Below are 15,897 nucleotides of genomic sequence, written 5' to 3'. Positions count from 1 at the left end.
TATTTTGTTGCTGATTTATGACGGCTGCTAGGATAAATGACCCTTTATTATCGTACATCAATGCCTCGCTCCTTGCGAATAAAATGCTTGACCGGCATCAGCACTCGTTTCTCGGCACTCCGGCACATCCGGAATTTAGTCAGAACGTCTCTTTTCATCTGAATCATAAAGAAGAAACAGTTTGAATAGTAAATTTTTAATATATTAATAATTTCAATTTTTTAGTATACTTAACATAGTGAACAATTTCACTGCAACAAGAATAGGGGAGGTTTTTCAATGGGAGAGCTTCAAACTCAATTGCAAATGCAAACGGATACAATTCACGAAGGGGTTCGAAAAGAGAATTGGTTTGCGAAAGCTATGAATATAAAAGTAGGCATCATACCGCTTCCTGTATATGCCCTGCTGTTTATATTAATTACTATTTTTGTATTGCATCACGATGTGAAAAGCGACATCTTGACATCCATTGCCGTTATGGCGTTTTTCGGATTTACCTTTGCCCAAATCGGAAAATCGATACCGATTGTGCGCTCTATCGGCGGCCCGGCCATCCTTGCTACTTTTATTCCATCTGCTGTCGTCTACTATCACCTGCTGCCAAATGATATTGTCAAACCCACCACGGAATTTACAGAAAACTCAAACTTTCTTTATTTGTTTATTGCCGGAATTGTTGTCGGAAGCATCCTCGGCATGAAAAGAGAAACACTTGTAAAAGCATTTATGAAAATTTTTATACCGCTTATCGCCGGTTCTGTCGCGGCCGCCATTGTGGGACTGGCTGTCGGTACATTGCTCGGCCTCGGATTTCAGCACACCCTTCTGTACGTCGTGATTCCTATAATGGCTGGCGGCGTTGGAGAAGGCGCCATCCCTCTGTCCATCGGTTATTCCGATATCATGCCGATGTCTCAAGGGGAAGCGTTTGCACTTGTTCTTCCATCGATCATGCTCGGCAGCCTGTGTGCGATCATCTTAGCGGGCCTGCTCAACAGAATCGGCAAAAAAAAACCGGAATGGACCGGCAACGGTAAAGTTGACCGTTCAGAAGATTCACCTGCGCTGGAGGAATCGCAAAACGGCCAGCACATGTTCAACCTTTCTCTGTTTGCGTCCGGCGGAATCCTTGCCGTTTCCTTGTATTTGGTCGGTATGCTCGCCCACGATTTTTTCGGTTTTCCGGCCCCTGTTGCCATGCTGCTGTTAGCTGTTTTGATCAAGCTGTTCAGACTGGTCCCTGCCTCAATTGAAAACGGCGCGTTTGGCGTGTCCCGCTTCTTTTCAACGGCAGTCACCTATCCGCTGCTCTTTGCAATCGGCGTGTCTATGACGCCATGGGACAAGCTTGTTGCCGCCTTTAATCTCAGCAATATCATTACGATTCTGTCTGTCGTAGTCACAATGATGACGGTCGGCTTTTTCACAGGAAAATGGCTGAACATGTATCCGATCGAAACAGCCATTATTAATGCGTGCCATTCAGGGCAAGGAGGCACCGGTGACGTTGCGATATTAAGTGCCGCTGAAAGGCTTGAGCTGATGCCTTTTGCCCAGGTGTCCACTAGAATCGGCGGGGCCATCACAGTGTCCTTGACCTTATTGCTGTTACACCAGTTTTATTGATACGCTGCAAGCAAGTTCTTCGTATAACGAAAGAGCTTGCTTTTTTGCACTTCCGTGTTTTTACAAGTTCCTGCCGCATGCTATAGTAATAGTTGGAAAGATTACGATAGAAAGGACTCTAGCATGCCTATGGGAACCAGTCTTTTTCTCTTTATCATTCTCGGGCTGGGCATTCAGCTGATATCAGCCCTTGCAGCAAAGCTTCTTCCGGCATTAGAACTCTGGATTGATATTGTTCTTTGGATCGGTGCTGCTAGCTTTATCTTCTCTCAACAGCCTTTCTTAGATGGCATCGTCTCTCTGGCATTGATGTTCACCAGCTACTGGACCGCATTGGATCTGACTGTGCCCAGCCGTGTTGAAAAACCATCAGTCGATTGGCAGGAAATTGAGCTTGCAAGAGACCACACACGCCTCCTCTCAGACATTGCTCTGACTGTCATTGTGTTTGCGGGCGCTATTGTTTTCTTCATTTACGGGCCTGACACCAGTGTTCTAAAATATGTAATCCTGTTCGGTTTCATCTCGGGCGGCGCGGCACTGGTAAAACGCATATTAAATTTTCTAAGTGTAAAAGTCTTTTATTCATCGCCTTTAGAAACATGGCATATCAGTTCACGATATGAAAGCCGCACCTACCCGCTTTCAGACCTGAAAGACATCCGGCTTGAATCGACGGCAGATTTATTAAAGCTTCATCCGCTTTTGACCATGTATTCGTCCCGGCTCGATATGACAACAAGCTTTCAGCAAGTCATAAGGCTCTCTCTTCCCGGAGAAACGCTGTTTCTGACCGTGAAAGATCCTGAAAAGTGGAAAGCGATTCTCGGGGAATTTCTAGATTCCGAAACCAAAGAGGAAACTGTTATTACTGTCCTGCCGATTTATCATCGAAAAAATGTGAAACGGCTTTTAGGTAAATTTTATTTTGCTGTAAGCGTAAAAGGGATATCTGCTTACGCCATATTGGTGCTCGGTTTATATGCCTTACACGCCTCCCCTTGGGTTATGGCTGGTGCCGTGATGTTGTACTGGGTTTTGAATATGTATCTATCTGACCGGGTGCTGCGGACGGCAATGGATGCCAGGCCTTGTCTGAATTCAGACGTTCAGGCAGCGGCAGATAAGATTTTTAGAAAAGCAGGCATTTCGCATGTGGAGATATACGAAACGGATAGCGATGAATACAACGGCATGGCAGTCGGAATGAATGTAGGTAGATCAATGGTGATTCTGACAAGCGCTACATTAACCCTTCCGCCGCATGTCATTGAGGGTATTCTTGCTCATGAAGCTGTTCATATTAAAAAACGTGATGTGCTGTCCATGCAGCTGTTGCGCTTTTTATACCTTGGGGCAGTCATCGGGATCATTCTTTTACTTGAGCATTACATCGCTCATCCCGGCGCTTACAAAATCGCACTTTGGGCGCTGATCATGGGAATCATCATTCTATTTCAGCTTTATCAGTCATTTTGTTCCCAATGGATGGAGGTGCGCGCCGATCACATTGGCGCTTCATTGCTGGAGGGCGGATACAGGCAGATGGCCGAATCCTTAAAGATCCTGGCGGTTCGCCAGGATGAAGATCTGCAAAAACAAAACACCTACTGCTCTGATATAGATGAAGACGAAGTTAAGGTGAACTCTCTCACCCGCGATAACAGCTGGCTTTTCAGAATCATAGATTTTCAGTTTTCTCCTCATCCGCCTATGTATTGGCGTGTCAGCGCATTGCTTTCAAACAAAGGACACGGCATGGTCAAGCGCTGGCTGAGAGATCGGCTGAAAGAATCCATCTCCCTTAAATGAAACTTTTCAGGCTTCAAAACGTATGAAAAATAACTGTTTAAAGGGGGACGCCATATGATTGTGATTCTTATCGCTTTGATCTTCGGTATGATCGTCATTTATCAATCGGCTCGATCAACCGCTTCAGAAAACAAAGGACGCCAGCGGGCGGACAGCGGTTTTTTCGGATTTTCCGATGGCGATTCCCGCCATGATGGATGCGGCAGTGACGGAGGCTTCGGGGATTCCGGCTGTGACGGCGGAGGGGGCGGCGGCGATTAATCGCCGCCATTTTTTATTTCATCGACTCGATGTACGCGCCAAATGACGCCCCTGACATTCCCGGGGATACACGTACGCGATGGAGGGCGTACATCCCCTGATCTCTGGAGGCTGCTCCCGGTTCAGTCGTTACTCCCATTTGATAACCGGTTTTTTCAGCGGCCTTCAGCGTAGCTTCGTTGTAGCGCCCAACCGGATAGCTGATGATGGCGGTTTGCTGATCGAACATCCTGTCAAACAGCTTTTTTGAATCTGCCATTTCGCTATGCTGCTGCTCTGGCGTTAAACCGTTCAGCTCAAGGTGGTCAATCGTATGGCTTTCAATCGATATGCCATGCTGTGACATTTCCTTCATTTGATCCTCTGTCAGATGATGTTTATGTCCAATCGATTTGCCGATCATAAAAATCGTCGCCTTCATGCCATACTTCTTTAATACCGGATACGCGTCTTTGTAATTATCGGTGTATCCGTCATCAAACGTGATGAGCACACATTTCTCACTCGGCTTCTTATCCTGAGTCAGCATGAGATACGCCTCTTTTGGGGTTAATGTCTGGTAGCCGTTATCGTGCAGCCATTTCATATGTGCCTCAAATTCTTTCTTTGGCACACGGAGACTGTTGCCTGAAGAGATGCTGTGGTACATCAAAATCGGCAGCTTTGCCGGTTTCTCTGTTTTGATCCATGCGGATATATCATCTTCTTTTTTCTGCACATGTATTGTCTTTTCTTCCGGTTTCTTTTGTTCCGCTTTTGGCATCTGCTGCTCTGCGATTGCTTCTTTTTCAGCGCAAGCGGCAAGAGTCAAACAACTAGCCAAAAGAAAACTGCTTAAGATAAAACGTTTCATCGGTTTCCTGCTTTCTGTCTATTTCTTCCTCCTTTTCATCGGTTGATTTGCGGAATTTTCAAGTGAAAAAACCAGACATGTAGCCATGTCCGGTGCAAATTAGGAAAACTGATTCAAAATCAAAGACGTTAAAAGACCAAGAGCAGCAATTAACCCTGTCATCGGACCGCTGTCTTCATACGCTTCGGGCATCATCGTGGATGCAATCATTGCGATGATTCCTCCGCCCGCAAAAGCGGCGATTGCCGACATCATCTCCTCAGGAGCGCCATCGAGGAAGTAATATCCTGACCATGAGGCAAAAATAGAAATCATCAGTACCGCCGCCCAGAGCAGCAAGATTTTCGCCTTTGAATATCCGCTGTTCTTCATGCCTGCCGTGCTGGACAGCCCTTCAGGTATATTGCTGATAAAAATCGCAATCACCAAAAGGAAGCTGACGGATTGTTTTTCAAGAAGGCTGGCTCCAATCATAATAGATTCGGGGACAGCATCCATGATGGTGCCGATAAAAATCGCGATCCCCCCGCTGCCTGCAGCTGCTTGTCCCGATCTTTTTCTTTGAGACGCGCCTCTTTTCGAAATCGCGTAATCAAATAGGGTAAACACGACAGCGCCTGCTATAAATCCGGCTCCTGTCGAGACAATTCCGCCATTCTTCACCGCGTCCTCAAGAAGTTCATAGGCGGCAGCGCCGATTAATACCCCTGTGCCAAAAGCCATGATATAACCGATGATACGCTTGCGAATCGGGAGAAACATAGACGCCAGCGCACCCAGCAAAACAGCAGAGCCGGAAATCCCGCCCCACATCGCCGCATTCCACATTTCTATCTCTCCTTTCTACAAACCACTACCCGCCGCGGTTTTTGCTGTAAACCTTGAGATAGAGAGGGAATGCAAAAAACCGGACATCGCTCCATGTCCGGTTCTCCAGCTTAACGGATTCTGATTTCAGTTTCACTGTCAAAGAAATGGCCTTTATTCATATCAAACGCAACTGTCAGCTCATCCCCTGACTGAATATCGAGACGGGCGTCGATCCTCGCAATAAAATCCTGGTTATCGATTTGCGAATAAATCATGATCTCAGACCCCAGCAGCTCCGCAACATTGATTTTCGCTTTAATTGAAGAGCTCTTATACGATTCCACGACAATCAATTCATCATGAATATCCTCAGGGCGGATGCCGAAAATGACCTCTTTGCCAATGTAGCCTTTTTCACGAAGCACCTTCATTTTCCCCTCCGGCACGCTCAACACCGAAGAACCGATTTTGATTGTGCCGTCAGACAGCTTCCCTTTGAAAAAGTTCATCGCTGGTGACCCGATAAAACCGCCAACGAATACATTTTCAGGGAATTCGTATACATCCTTCGGCGTCCCGATCTGCTGGATTTTGCCGTCCTTCATGACCACAATCCGAGTCGCCATCGTCAATGCTTCTGTCTGATCATGCGTGACATAAATCGTGGTGGTTTGCAGCCTCTGGTGGAGTTTAATAATTTCCGCTCTCATTTGCACCCGAAGCTTTGCATCCAGGTTCGACAAAGGCTCATCCATTAAGAATACCTTTGCATCCCGCACGATCGCCCTTCCCAGTGCAACCCGCTGTCTCTGCCCGCCTGAGAGCGCTTTAGGTTTGCGGTGCAAATATTCTTCCAATCCGAGAATTTTAGCGGCTTCCTCCACTCTTTTTTTGATTTCAGGCTTCGGCATTTTGCGAAGCTTCAGCCCGAATGCGATATTATCGTATACCGTCATATGCGGATAGAGCGCGTAGTTTTGGAACACCATCGCGATATCCCTGTCCTTTGGCGCCACATCATTTACCCGTTTTCCTTCAATATAAAAATCGCCTTTCGAAATTTCCTCAAGTCCTGCGACCATCCGCAGTGTCGTTGATTTTCCGCAGCCGGACGGGCCGACAAATACGATAAATTCCTTATCCGCAATGTGAAGATTAAAGTCGTCTACCGCCGCTTCCTTCTGATCATAATATTTATAAATGTGCTCCATCCGCAATTCAGCCATCTAACATCCCCCTTTGTTATTGTAAACGCTTTCTTAAATCAAGTGTATCAGCATTTATCCGACACTGAAATGGGCAGCATTCATAAAATCACACGGCCGTTTTCATGCATATTTCCAGTTTATTCTGAACCTTCGCTTTGCAGGCAGATAAAATACGCAAGCAGAGCGCCTGTATACGTTTTAATGTCTATTCCTGACCGCTCGATAAATTTATCAATCCGGTACTGCAGGCTGTTGCGGTGCAGATGCAGTTTTTTCGCTGTTAATGTCACGTTTGAGTTGTTTTCAATAAACAGCTTGATTGTTTTTCTCAGCTCAGGTTCATTTTCAAATAATAGCTCGGCTTCTTCACTAAGCAGTGATTTCAGCTGTTCCTTTTCTTCCTCCAATAATAAAAAAGGGAACATGATATCAAACGTCACACGCTGAACCTGCGGCAGCCGCTTTTCAGCAAATAGAAAATACGTTTGTTCACGGGCATAATGTTTCCGTAAGCGCTCATCCGTTTCATAAAACCTTCCGGCGTAAAAACGGACACTGAAGTAGAAATCACTTTCAAGAACCCTAGCGAGCGATTCCAATTCGTCTTTCTCGGCTGCCGCTTCACTTTCCTGCTCGACAATCACGCCTCTGTCCTCATGCATCCAAACGATCACAAAAGACACCGGCCAAAAATGGCGCATCGCTTCCGCAAATGATGCCCGTTCAGTTTTGCCGATCAAATGAAAATGAATGAACCTTGTCCTCTTCTTGATATTCGGCGGGACTTCTCCTTTCGAGAATAGAAACGCAAACCACCTGTTTTCTTCCGGCGATTTGAGAGACATGTGATCCGCCTCTTCCGCTAACGTTAAAAATGACTGGAGCAGCATTTTCTCCTTTTGGCTGATCTCCGTTTTTGGGATCGAGATATATTTCTGACTGTTTTCATCAAAAAAACACAAGCAGTCTTCCTTTGGACAAAGCTTGTCAGACACAATCGAACCGGGATAAATAGCCAGCAGCGACTTCATATGGTCTCCTCTCCTATGTAAGGATATGTATTTTCAGTATAAGGCGAAATGCACATGTTCTCCAGCTTCTTTTCGTATTAGATGGCCCTCTTTCGTTTACAGCAACGGCAATCAAGAGGATATGCATGAACTGAGACGCGATACAGAAGCAATGGTTCTAAACAAATAGATCCCTCTGCATCTGCGCAGAGGGACCTCCTTATTTTGAAATATCCACAAACCCTTCACCAAACACATCGCGCACATCATGAACGATCACAAACGCTTTTTTGTCACAGCTTCTGATGATTTTCTTCAGCATAGAAAGCTCCTGTTTGTTAATGACGATATACAAAATCTCTTTTGACTCGCCCGTATAGTTTCCCTTTCCTGATAAAATGGTGACGCCCCGGTCCATTAGCGTATTAACCTGCTCGGCAATTTCACCTTTATTTTCCGATATGACAGTAATCGCTTTTTTCGTATTCAATCCTTCAATAATGAAGTCCATCACTTTTGTTCCGATATACAGCATCACAATCGTAAACATCATTTTTTCCGCACCAATAATAAAATAAGAGCTGAAGACAACAATTAAATCAAAAAAGAGCAGGGCGTAACTGATATTCCAATCTAAATATTTATTGGCAATTCTGGCCAGAATGGCGGAACCGGCTGTTGTGCCGCCGACCCGAATGATCATGCCGATCCCGACACCCGCAAACACCCCTGCGAAAATCGTGTTAATGATCAGCTCATCAGACGGTGTGCTCCACCCGTGTGTCAAATGCAGAAAAAGCGAGTTTGCTGCCACGGCGATAATCGTATAAACCGTGGTTTTCCCGTCGAGAAATTTATATCCGATCAATAGCAGAAAAGCGTTTAATATAAAGTTTGTCACCCCGGGAGACCATTGAAACACATAATACAAAATCAGCGTAATCCCCGTAACGCCGCCTTCCCCAAGATCATTGGGAATCGCGAATAAATTCACAGCAAGCGCGAAGAAAAAAGCGCCAATCACAAGCATCAGCACATCAAGCATTTTCTTTTTCATCACAGAACACTCCTTCTTCAGATAGTATCAACAAAAAAGCCCAGGAGTACGCTCTCGCAAAAGAGCAGAAACTCCTGGGCTTTTATCCCACCGTGTCATAACAGCCAGACTGTTATGTGTTTTCTCTCGGTCACAGGCCAATATGCATTGCGGAACCCTAGAAAACCAATGTTTTAGCATATCCTTTTCACTTTCCAATATTAGCATTATAAGGGACTGAGCAAATAGGTTCAAGGGGTATTTGCGGAGATTTAAGTGCAAGTTAAAATTCAAGAAAATACAAATTAGCTATTAACATATGAATGATATAGACGATAAGAAAATAAGCATGTATTTTCATAAGAAAATATAACTAACAATGATAAATAATATAATAAATTCATAATTTTGTATTGACTAAGTGAAATAATATAGGCATTATAGTACATATGTTTTGTGTATTTAATTACATAGGAGGAAATATAATGGCAGGAAAACTAGTCCCTTGTAAAGCTTGCGGTCAAGAAATTGCAAAAGGTGTAAAAAAATGTCCTAACTGTGGTAAGGACCAGCGTAACTTTTTTATGAGACATAAAATTATTACGTTTATTCTGGCAGTTGTTGTCATCATTATTATCGGTAATGTTATTGGCGGCGGAGGCGATTCAGAAGCCACTTCCAAAACATCAAGCAGCAGCAAAGCTGAAACTGAAAAAACATACAATATCGGTGATACTGTTAAGACTGAGAAAACTGAAGTGACAGTTACAAAAGTAGAAGACAGAGATTCTGTTGGCACTCAATATATTGAAAAGAAAGCATCTGATGGAGGTACTATTGTAGCTGTTCAATATACAATTAAAAACGTATCCAAAAAGCCGATAAGTTCTTTTTCAATTCCAACTGTTAAATTGGTTGATGGTGATGGCACTTCTTATGATTCTGATATTGATGCTTCTTCAACCTATGCAACTGAGACAAAAGTTGATAACTCTAAAATATTGAGTGATCTAAATCCTAATATTAAAGTAACAGATGTGAAAGCTTTTGAAGTCGACAAGGAAGCTTATGCAAAAGGAACTTGGAAACTCAAATTCAGCAATGATGTGATTGTGAAAATCAAATAATAGCAGACAAGGGTGCCTTAACAGGCACCCTTTTTCTCTAAAAAAGGCCTTCTCTGTTGAGAAGGCCTCCATTCTTATTCCATACTCTTATACCCATTCACATTAGAAGACTGCCATCTCCAAGAATCGGCACACATTTCTTCAAGGCCTCTTTTTGCTTCCCAGCCCAGTTCCCGCTTGGCTTTTGCAGGATCTGCGAAGCAGGTTGCAATGTCTCCGGGGCGGCGGTCCGCAAATTGATACGGAACCTCTTTCCCTGATACTTTTTCAAAGGCTTTGACCATTTCAAGCACACTGTAGCCCGTGCCTGTTCCGAGGTTGTATGCATCAGCTCCGGTGGAGTTCAATACTTTTTCCAGCGCTTTGACGTGGCCTTCTGCGAGATCGACGACATGAATATAATCGCGCACGCCTGTCCCGTCTTTGGTCGGATAATCATTTCCGAATACGCTTAACTGCTCCAGCTTGCCGACGGCTACCTGCGCCACATATGGCATCAGGTTATTTGGAATGCCGTTCGGATCTTCACCGATTCGTCCGCTCGGATGCGCGCCGAATGGATTAAAGTAGCGCAGCAGGGCAACGCTCCACTCATTGTCAGCCGTATGCACATCACGCAAAATTTGTTCAAGCATTAGCTTCGTCTGTCCATAAGGGTTTGTTGCACCTAATGGAAAGTCCTCCGTAATCGGTGACGTTTCCGGAATGCCGTATACCGTGGCGGATGAACTGAATACGATTTTCTTAACGCCGTATTTCTCCATGATTTCACATAAAATAAAGGTTCCCGTGAGATTGTTATGATAATATTTGAGCGGAATCGCAACAGACTCTCCGACTGCTTTTAACCCTGCAAAATGAATCACAGCCTCAATCTCGTTTTCTGCAAAAACCGAATCTACCGCTTCCCGATCCAATAGATCCGCTTCATAGAACGTTAACTCTTTTCCCGTAATCTCTTTGACACGATTCAGCGCCTCAGCTGAACTGTTGGACAAATTATCGAGAACGACAATCTCATAGCCGCTGTTCAATAACTCCACACATGTGTGGCTTCCGATGTATCCGGCGCCGCCTGTAACAAGTATTGCCATGATGTAAACCCTCCTAAAAAATGACCTGATTTTATTATATAGTGTTTAGAACCGGGCTACATCCATTTTTAAGAAGTTTAATCGTTTATTAATGGTTTTTTCATATTTCATCTTAAACCCTTGCGATTAATTTGATAGATCTTTCAGCGAGAATATGCCCTTTCATTTTTTTATAGAGCTGGTTCATATAAAAGCCCGTCTGAAGATTCAGCTCAGTATCTAAAGCATAAACCGTCAGCGTATATGTATGATCCTCGTCAGGAGGCGTCGGCCCGCAATACTGATGAATCACCTTTGGATTGATGCTTCCCGCAAGCGGTGAAGCAAAGCTGTTTTGCCCTTGTACCATCAAGTCCTGTCTTTCCTCGCTCGCATGTTCAGGAAGCTCTCCGATGTGCGCCGGAATGTTCGCCGCTACCCAGTGAATCCAGCTGAATCCGCATACGGGAATGGCGTCATGATCGATGAAAGTCAGTGCGAGTGTCTTTGCGCCAGGCGGGATGTCCTCAAAACGAATCGGAAAGGATACAAATGGATTCCCCTCCCTCTTCCATTTTTCTTCTGCGTATTTTGAGTACTTGTCATGTAAATATGGATTTGCTTCTACGTATATGTTCATGTGATTCCCTCTCTCTTTTTTCGTTCTATAGGTATACTAAACGAATGGATGTATAATCAGTGATAAGCAAATACGCATTTTCACTTAACAATTTGTTATCAATTACTTGCAATGAAGGAGGTATTTCATGGATTTAAAATGGCTGCAAACCTTTATTGCCGCAGCAGAATCAGAAAACTTCAGGGAGACGGCTGAGTGTCTATATCTCACACAGCCGGCTGTTTCTCAGCATATGAGGAAATTGGAAGATGAACTGGACATGCAGCTGTTTTTGCATAGCGGAAGAAGAGTTGTCCTCACTGACGAAGGCAGGCTGTTTTTGCCTTATGCCAAAGAAATGATCAATGCATACCAAGCCGGAAAGCACAAAGTCAGCCAATGGAAGCAGGGGTACAGCCGGGCACTTACACTGGCCGTACACCCCTACATCGCGTCCTATATATTGCCTCGCTTTCTGCCCGCCTATATCCAAAAACATCCGCATGTCGAGCTTTCAACTCATGTAGCTGAATCTGACGATATCAAACTAGCGGTAGAACACAATGAAGCTGATATTGGTTTGTCGCGAAAAGACCCGAACTCCGGCACTCTTTATTATCAGCACATATGCGAAGGCACGCTGTGTCTGGCTGCTCCTTTCCAAGAAAGCAGGCCTGCGGATGCTGCATCTGTCTTTAGCCGCTATCGGCTGCTTACGCATGAGCATCCGTCATATGGGGATGCCTTTTCAGACCGGATCCGTTCACATTACCCGCATCTTCAAACGATGGCTGTCGGGCAGACTGATACGGCTGTTCATATGACGAAAGCGGGAATGGGTGCCTCTTTCCTCCCCACCTACATCATCAAACAGGAAGAAGACGAAAAAAAGCTGATGGCTGTAAACACGCCGCCGCATCTTGAATTGCCGGCGTCCCGGACATTTATGATGTGGAAAAGAAATAGTGAGGACATTCAGCATTTTCACGCCATGCTGCAGGACTTCATGCAGTCCGAACAGGTCTAAAATCAATCTGCCGGTTGACGTTTTCTTTTCCTAGAATCGTTATACTTATGGCAGAAAGGATTTGATGATATGGCGATGAGCCCATATTTTTTTATTGTATTTATACTTATTATCTTATCGATGTACCGGGAAAGAACTGTAAAGCCCGGGAAACTGCAGGCGCAGTCGGTTACCTGCTGAAGGACACGCTTCCTGAAGAACTGATAGACGCCATTCGGGCTGCCTTCAGAGGCAAAGCGATTTTCCGCACAGTCACAGCCGCTAAAATCATCACTGAGACATTCCGCGCAAAGCAACAGCCTCATGCTGAAGAGCTGGCAGAGCCATTTACCAAAAGAGAGCTTGAGGTTCTTCAGCAAATGGCCTATGGCTTGAGAAATGAGGATATTGCCGAAAAGCTTTTTGTCAGTGAAAGCACCGTCAAAACCCACGTGCATCGAATTCTGCAAAAATGCAATGCCCAAGACCGGACTCAGGCAGTCGTTTTTGCCATTCGAAACGGCATTGTGAAATAGATATCTCTCATCCCGGCATGGTAGAATAAAACAAAGGAGATGATTGGAAATGAAACAAGACATCATTGAACGGTTTACTACATACGTAAAAGTCGACACGCAGTCCGATGAATCAGTCGACGCCTGCCCTTCCACACCCAGCCAATTGACGTTAGGAAACATGCTTGTTGAGGAATTAAAGTCAATCGGCATGGAAGACGCAGCCATTGATGAAAACGGCTATGTCATGGCAACCCTTCCTTCCAATACTGACAAAGACGTGCCGACGATCGGCTTTCTCGCCCACGTCGACACCGCCACAGACTTTACCGGCAAAAATGTGAATCCGCAAATCGTTGAAAGCTACGATGGAAAAGACATCACGCTCAACGAAAAGCTGCAGGTCATCCTATCGCCTGATCAATTCCCTGAACTGTCGGGCTACAAAGGCCACACCCTGATCACCACAGACGGTACAACCCTTCTCGGCGCTGACAATAAGGCTGGCATCGCCGAAATCATGACAGCCATGGATTATCTCATCAAACATCCTGAAATCAAGCACGGCACCATCAGAGTTGCATTTACACCTGATGAAGAAATCGGCAGAGGCCCGCACAAATTTGATGTTGGGCGATTCAATGCCTCCTTTGCCTATACCGTTGACGGCGGCCCGCTCGGTGAGCTTGAATATGAAAGCTTCAATGCTGCCGCGGCGAAAATCACGATCAAAGGCAACAATGTACATCCCGGCACGGCAAAGGGCAAAATGGTCAACTCTGCGAAGATCGCAATGAAGCTGAACAGCATGCTGCCGGCAGATGAGGCACCTGAGTATACAGAGGGCTACGAAGGCTTCTATCACCTGCTTTCCATTCAGGGAGATGTAGAAGAGACCAAACTCCACTACATTATCAGAGACTTTGACAAAAACATCTTCCAAAACAGAAAAGAAACCATGCAGCGCATCGTTGAAGAGCTCCAGAACGAATACGGACAAAATCGCATTCAGCTTGATATGAACGATCAATACTACAACATGAGAGAAAAAATTGAGCCTGTCATCGAAATTGTCAACATTGCCAAACAAGCGATGGAAAACCTCGGCATCGAACCGAACATCTCTCCGATCCGCGGCGGCACGGACGGTTCGCAGCTTTCCTATATGGGACTCCCAACGCCGAACATCTTTACCGGCGGGGAAAACTTCCACGGCAAATTTGAATACATCTCAGCCGACAACATGGTCAAAGCCGTAAATGTCATCGTTGAGATTGCAAAGCTGTTTGAAGAACAGGCGTAAGCTGAGAAACCAGTCCAAAAAAGGACTGGTTTTTTTGCGTGAAAATGAAACATTTTAAAAGCTCTGTCCGTAAAACAACTATCAACGGATGAGGAGGAAATGCAAAGATGAAGAACACAATTGCCGCAAAAAGCCTGTTCAAAAAATGGATGATTTCCCGCCCGCTCAAAATGCAAACAAAACGATCAAACCCATTTAAAAAAATAAGAAGAATGTTCAAACGCTTTTTCTGACCCTTCGCCGGACTCCCCTCAAATCAGCCAACCATTCCAATTTTCCGCCCAAATGCTCCGTAATTTGGGTTTTTTGTGTTCAATTCCTCAAAATAGGGTATACATCAAACAAAGAAGAACACATTATCCATATATAGTTAATTTGAATTACAGAAATTTAGGTTAAAAGTTATATAAAGGAATTCATTTTAACGTCGATAGTAACTATAGAACCAATAAAAAGGAAAAACACAGGCTTAATGCAAGACTATTTTCAGGTCATCGGAGAAAAGGATTTTTGAGGGATACGCATTTATTATTAGTTGATTTAGAATTTTTTGAATACTTTTAGACGTTTTATCCGTACAATAGAGAATACCAAAACTTTTTTTGGGAGGTATGTAAAATGATCCTATTTATTATCATCGCATTATGTGGCTATCTTCTCTTTTCATTCAGCAAAGACAATAGACGAAAACCGCAAAAGACAAGCCCTCTTCCTGCACCCGTTCCTCATCATAATAACCTAATCGACCTTGACGCCATCCGCCAAAAACGCCGGATGCATCTTTCCTAATACTATATTTCAAAAGAAAGGCTGCTGAACGATGCAGCCTTTTTTTAATTTAGAAACATTAATCACTTGTAAAAAACGGCCAGAGCGTTTCTGGTTACTAGATTTGGAACTTGAAACCTTTTTGCCCCCCTGTCCGTAATCTCTTACAAGGCAAATCAAAAGGAGACTTCAGCAATGATCGAATTATTTATGAAACAAAAGATGTTCTCGTTTAAAGATGCATTTCACATTTATGACCGGGATGAACAAGAGACATTCAAGGTCGAGGGCCGGTTCTTTTCGTTAGGGGACTCGCTGCAAATGACAGATTCATCCGGAAAAACACTCGTTTCCATAGAACAAAAAGTAATGTCTTTATTGCCGCGATATGTGATTTCAATTGGCGGGGAAACAGTTTGTGAGGTGACGAAGAAACTAACATTTTTCAAACCAAAATTTGAAATTTCTAAGCTTAACTGGGAAATTGACGGTGACTTGTGGAAGGATGAATTCCAGCTGACGGACGGAAAGAATGTCCGGATGTCGGTGAGCAAGAAGTGGCTGAGCTGGGGTGATTCCTATCACTTGCAGATTGCAAACGATGAAGATGTGCTGATTTGCACGGCCATTGCTATCATACTGGATATGGTATTATATGACGATGAAGATGAAAGTATTTTCTAAAAAGTGTTGACAATTGATCCAAAAGTAATAATATTAAGATAATTGAAATCTGAATATGAAGACATACCTTATCAAGAGAGGTGGAGGGACTGGCCCTATGATACCCGGCAACCGCTGTTTTACACAGAATGGTGCTAAATCCTTAAGAACATCGCGTTCTTGCAGATGAGGCAGAGATTTGAT

At 44.3% G+C, this 15,897-nt stretch carries 15 protein-coding genes, 3 pseudogenes and 2 riboswitches; of the genes and pseudogenes, 11 read left to right on the top strand and 7 right to left on the bottom strand.

Features of this window, described 5'->3' with window-relative positions; all coding sequences use genetic code 11:
• Positions 1-279 precede the first annotated feature (279 nt).
• From cimH to H7F27_RS01445, 3 genes are all read left to right on the top strand, one after another.
• Positions 280-1,629 (top strand): citrate/malate transporter CimH, encoded by a 1,350-nt coding sequence (gene cimH / locus H7F27_RS01455; RefSeq protein ID WP_185848462.1) that lies wholly within the window; start codon positions 280-282, stop codon positions 1,627-1,629.
• Positions 1,630-1,752: 123 nt separating this feature from the next.
• Positions 1,753-3,441, top strand: a complete 1,689-nt coding sequence (locus H7F27_RS01450; protein ID WP_185848461.1) for a M56 family metallopeptidase — start codon at positions 1,753-1,755, stop codon at positions 3,439-3,441.
• 57 nt (positions 3,442-3,498) lie between these two features.
• The gene (locus tag H7F27_RS01445; protein ID WP_044160384.1) at positions 3,499-3,702 is read left to right on the top strand and encodes a hypothetical protein; all 204 of its coding nucleotides are present in this window, start codon (positions 3,499-3,501) and stop codon (positions 3,700-3,702) included.
• 13 nt (positions 3,703-3,715) lie between these two features.
• Here the strand turns inward: H7F27_RS01445 and H7F27_RS01440 are convergent, their stop codons facing one another.
• From H7F27_RS01440 to H7F27_RS01420, 5 genes are all read right to left on the bottom strand, one after another.
• Positions 3,716-4,555, bottom strand: a complete 840-nt coding sequence (locus tag H7F27_RS01440) for a polysaccharide deacetylase family protein (protein WP_185848460.1) — start codon at positions 4,553-4,555, stop codon at positions 3,716-3,718.
• 99 nt (positions 4,556-4,654) lie between these two features.
• Entirely contained in the window at positions 4,655-5,383 is a 729-nt protein-coding gene (locus tag H7F27_RS01435) for a ZIP family metal transporter (RefSeq protein WP_185848459.1), read from the bottom strand.
• A gap of 110 nt (positions 5,384-5,493) precedes the next feature.
• Complete coding sequence (gene msmX, locus H7F27_RS01430) at positions 5,494-6,591, bottom strand: maltodextrin ABC transporter ATP-binding protein MsmX (RefSeq protein WP_010332420.1); 1,098 nt, start codon at positions 6,589-6,591, stop codon at positions 5,494-5,496.
• Positions 6,592-6,710: 119 nt separating this feature from the next.
• Positions 6,711-7,604 (bottom strand): PucR family transcriptional regulator, encoded by an 894-nt coding sequence (locus H7F27_RS01425; protein WP_185848458.1) that lies wholly within the window; start codon positions 7,602-7,604, stop codon positions 6,711-6,713.
• Positions 7,605-7,803: 199 nt separating this feature from the next.
• Positions 7,804-8,640 carry a YitT family protein gene (locus H7F27_RS01420; protein ID WP_003218811.1) on the bottom strand — a complete coding sequence of 279 codons (837 nt, stop codon included), beginning with the start codon at positions 8,638-8,640 and terminating at the stop codon, positions 7,804-7,806.
• Positions 8,641-8,709: 69 nt separating this feature from the next.
• Positions 8,710-8,812: riboswitch (guanidine-I (ykkC/yxkD leader) on the bottom strand.
• 391 nt (positions 8,813-9,203) lie between these two features.
• Between H7F27_RS01420 and H7F27_RS01415 the strand changes: the two genes are divergently transcribed.
• Positions 9,204-9,746 carry a DUF4352 domain-containing protein gene (locus H7F27_RS01415; protein WP_142367090.1) on the top strand — a complete coding sequence of 181 codons (543 nt, stop codon included), beginning with the start codon at positions 9,204-9,206 and terminating at the stop codon, positions 9,744-9,746.
• 74 nt (positions 9,747-9,820) lie between these two features.
• On the opposite strand, the gene galE is transcribed toward H7F27_RS01415, so the two are convergent.
• Both galE and H7F27_RS01405 read right to left on the bottom strand, forming a co-directional pair.
• Entirely contained in the window at positions 9,821-10,840 is a 1,020-nt protein-coding gene (gene galE / locus H7F27_RS01410) for a UDP-glucose 4-epimerase GalE (protein WP_185848457.1), read from the bottom strand.
• 112 nt (positions 10,841-10,952) lie between these two features.
• Positions 10,953-11,459, bottom strand: coding sequence for a YbhB/YbcL family Raf kinase inhibitor-like protein (locus H7F27_RS01405; protein ID WP_101859742.1), 507 nt, complete (start codon positions 11,457-11,459; stop codon positions 10,953-10,955).
• A 127-nt stretch (positions 11,460-11,586) separates the two neighbouring features.
• Here H7F27_RS01405 and H7F27_RS01400 point away from each other — a divergent pair, with 127 nt between their 5' ends.
• The 7 genes and pseudogenes from H7F27_RS01400 to H7F27_RS01380 all read left to right on the top strand — a co-directional run bounded on the left by H7F27_RS01400 (position 11,587) and on the right by H7F27_RS01380 (position 15,714).
• The gene (locus H7F27_RS01400; protein ID WP_185848456.1) at positions 11,587-12,465 is read left to right on the top strand and encodes a LysR family transcriptional regulator; all 879 of its coding nucleotides are present in this window, start codon (positions 11,587-11,589) and stop codon (positions 12,463-12,465) included.
• Between the two features lie 69 nt (positions 12,466-12,534).
• Positions 12,535-12,621: pseudogene (locus H7F27_RS21100) on the top strand (DUF1453 domain-containing protein); the annotation flags it as partial.
• Positions 12,621-12,980 (top strand): annotated as a pseudogene (locus H7F27_RS01395) (DNA-binding response regulator); the annotation flags it as partial. The pseudogenes H7F27_RS21100 and H7F27_RS01395, both read left to right, overlap by 1 nt.
• 49 nt (positions 12,981-13,029) lie before the next feature.
• Positions 13,030-14,262 (top strand): peptidase T, encoded by a 1,233-nt coding sequence (gene pepT, locus H7F27_RS01390; RefSeq protein ID WP_185848455.1) that lies wholly within the window; start codon positions 13,030-13,032, stop codon positions 14,260-14,262.
• A gap of 107 nt (positions 14,263-14,369) precedes the next feature.
• Positions 14,370-14,495, top strand: a complete 126-nt coding sequence (locus tag H7F27_RS20750) for a hypothetical protein (RefSeq protein WP_010332428.1) — start codon at positions 14,370-14,372, stop codon at positions 14,493-14,495.
• Positions 14,496-14,772: 277 nt separating this feature from the next.
• Positions 14,773-15,051 (top strand): annotated as a pseudogene (locus H7F27_RS20745) (hypothetical protein).
• A 174-nt stretch (positions 15,052-15,225) separates the two neighbouring features.
• Positions 15,226-15,714, top strand: a complete 489-nt coding sequence (locus H7F27_RS01380) for an LURP-one-related/scramblase family protein (protein WP_185848454.1) — start codon at positions 15,226-15,228, stop codon at positions 15,712-15,714.
• 65 nt (positions 15,715-15,779) lie between these two features.
• Positions 15,780-15,886: riboswitch (SAM riboswitch) on the top strand.
• Positions 15,887-15,897: the final 11 nt, after the last annotated feature.

The sequence above is a fragment of the Bacillus sp. PAMC26543 genome (assembly GCF_014250375.1).
Lineage (GTDB): Bacteria > Bacillota > Bacilli > Bacillales > Bacillaceae > Bacillus > Bacillus halotolerans.
The sequence above is the reverse complement of the archived record's forward strand: the minus strand, read 5'-3'. Positions and strand labels throughout refer to the sequence as shown.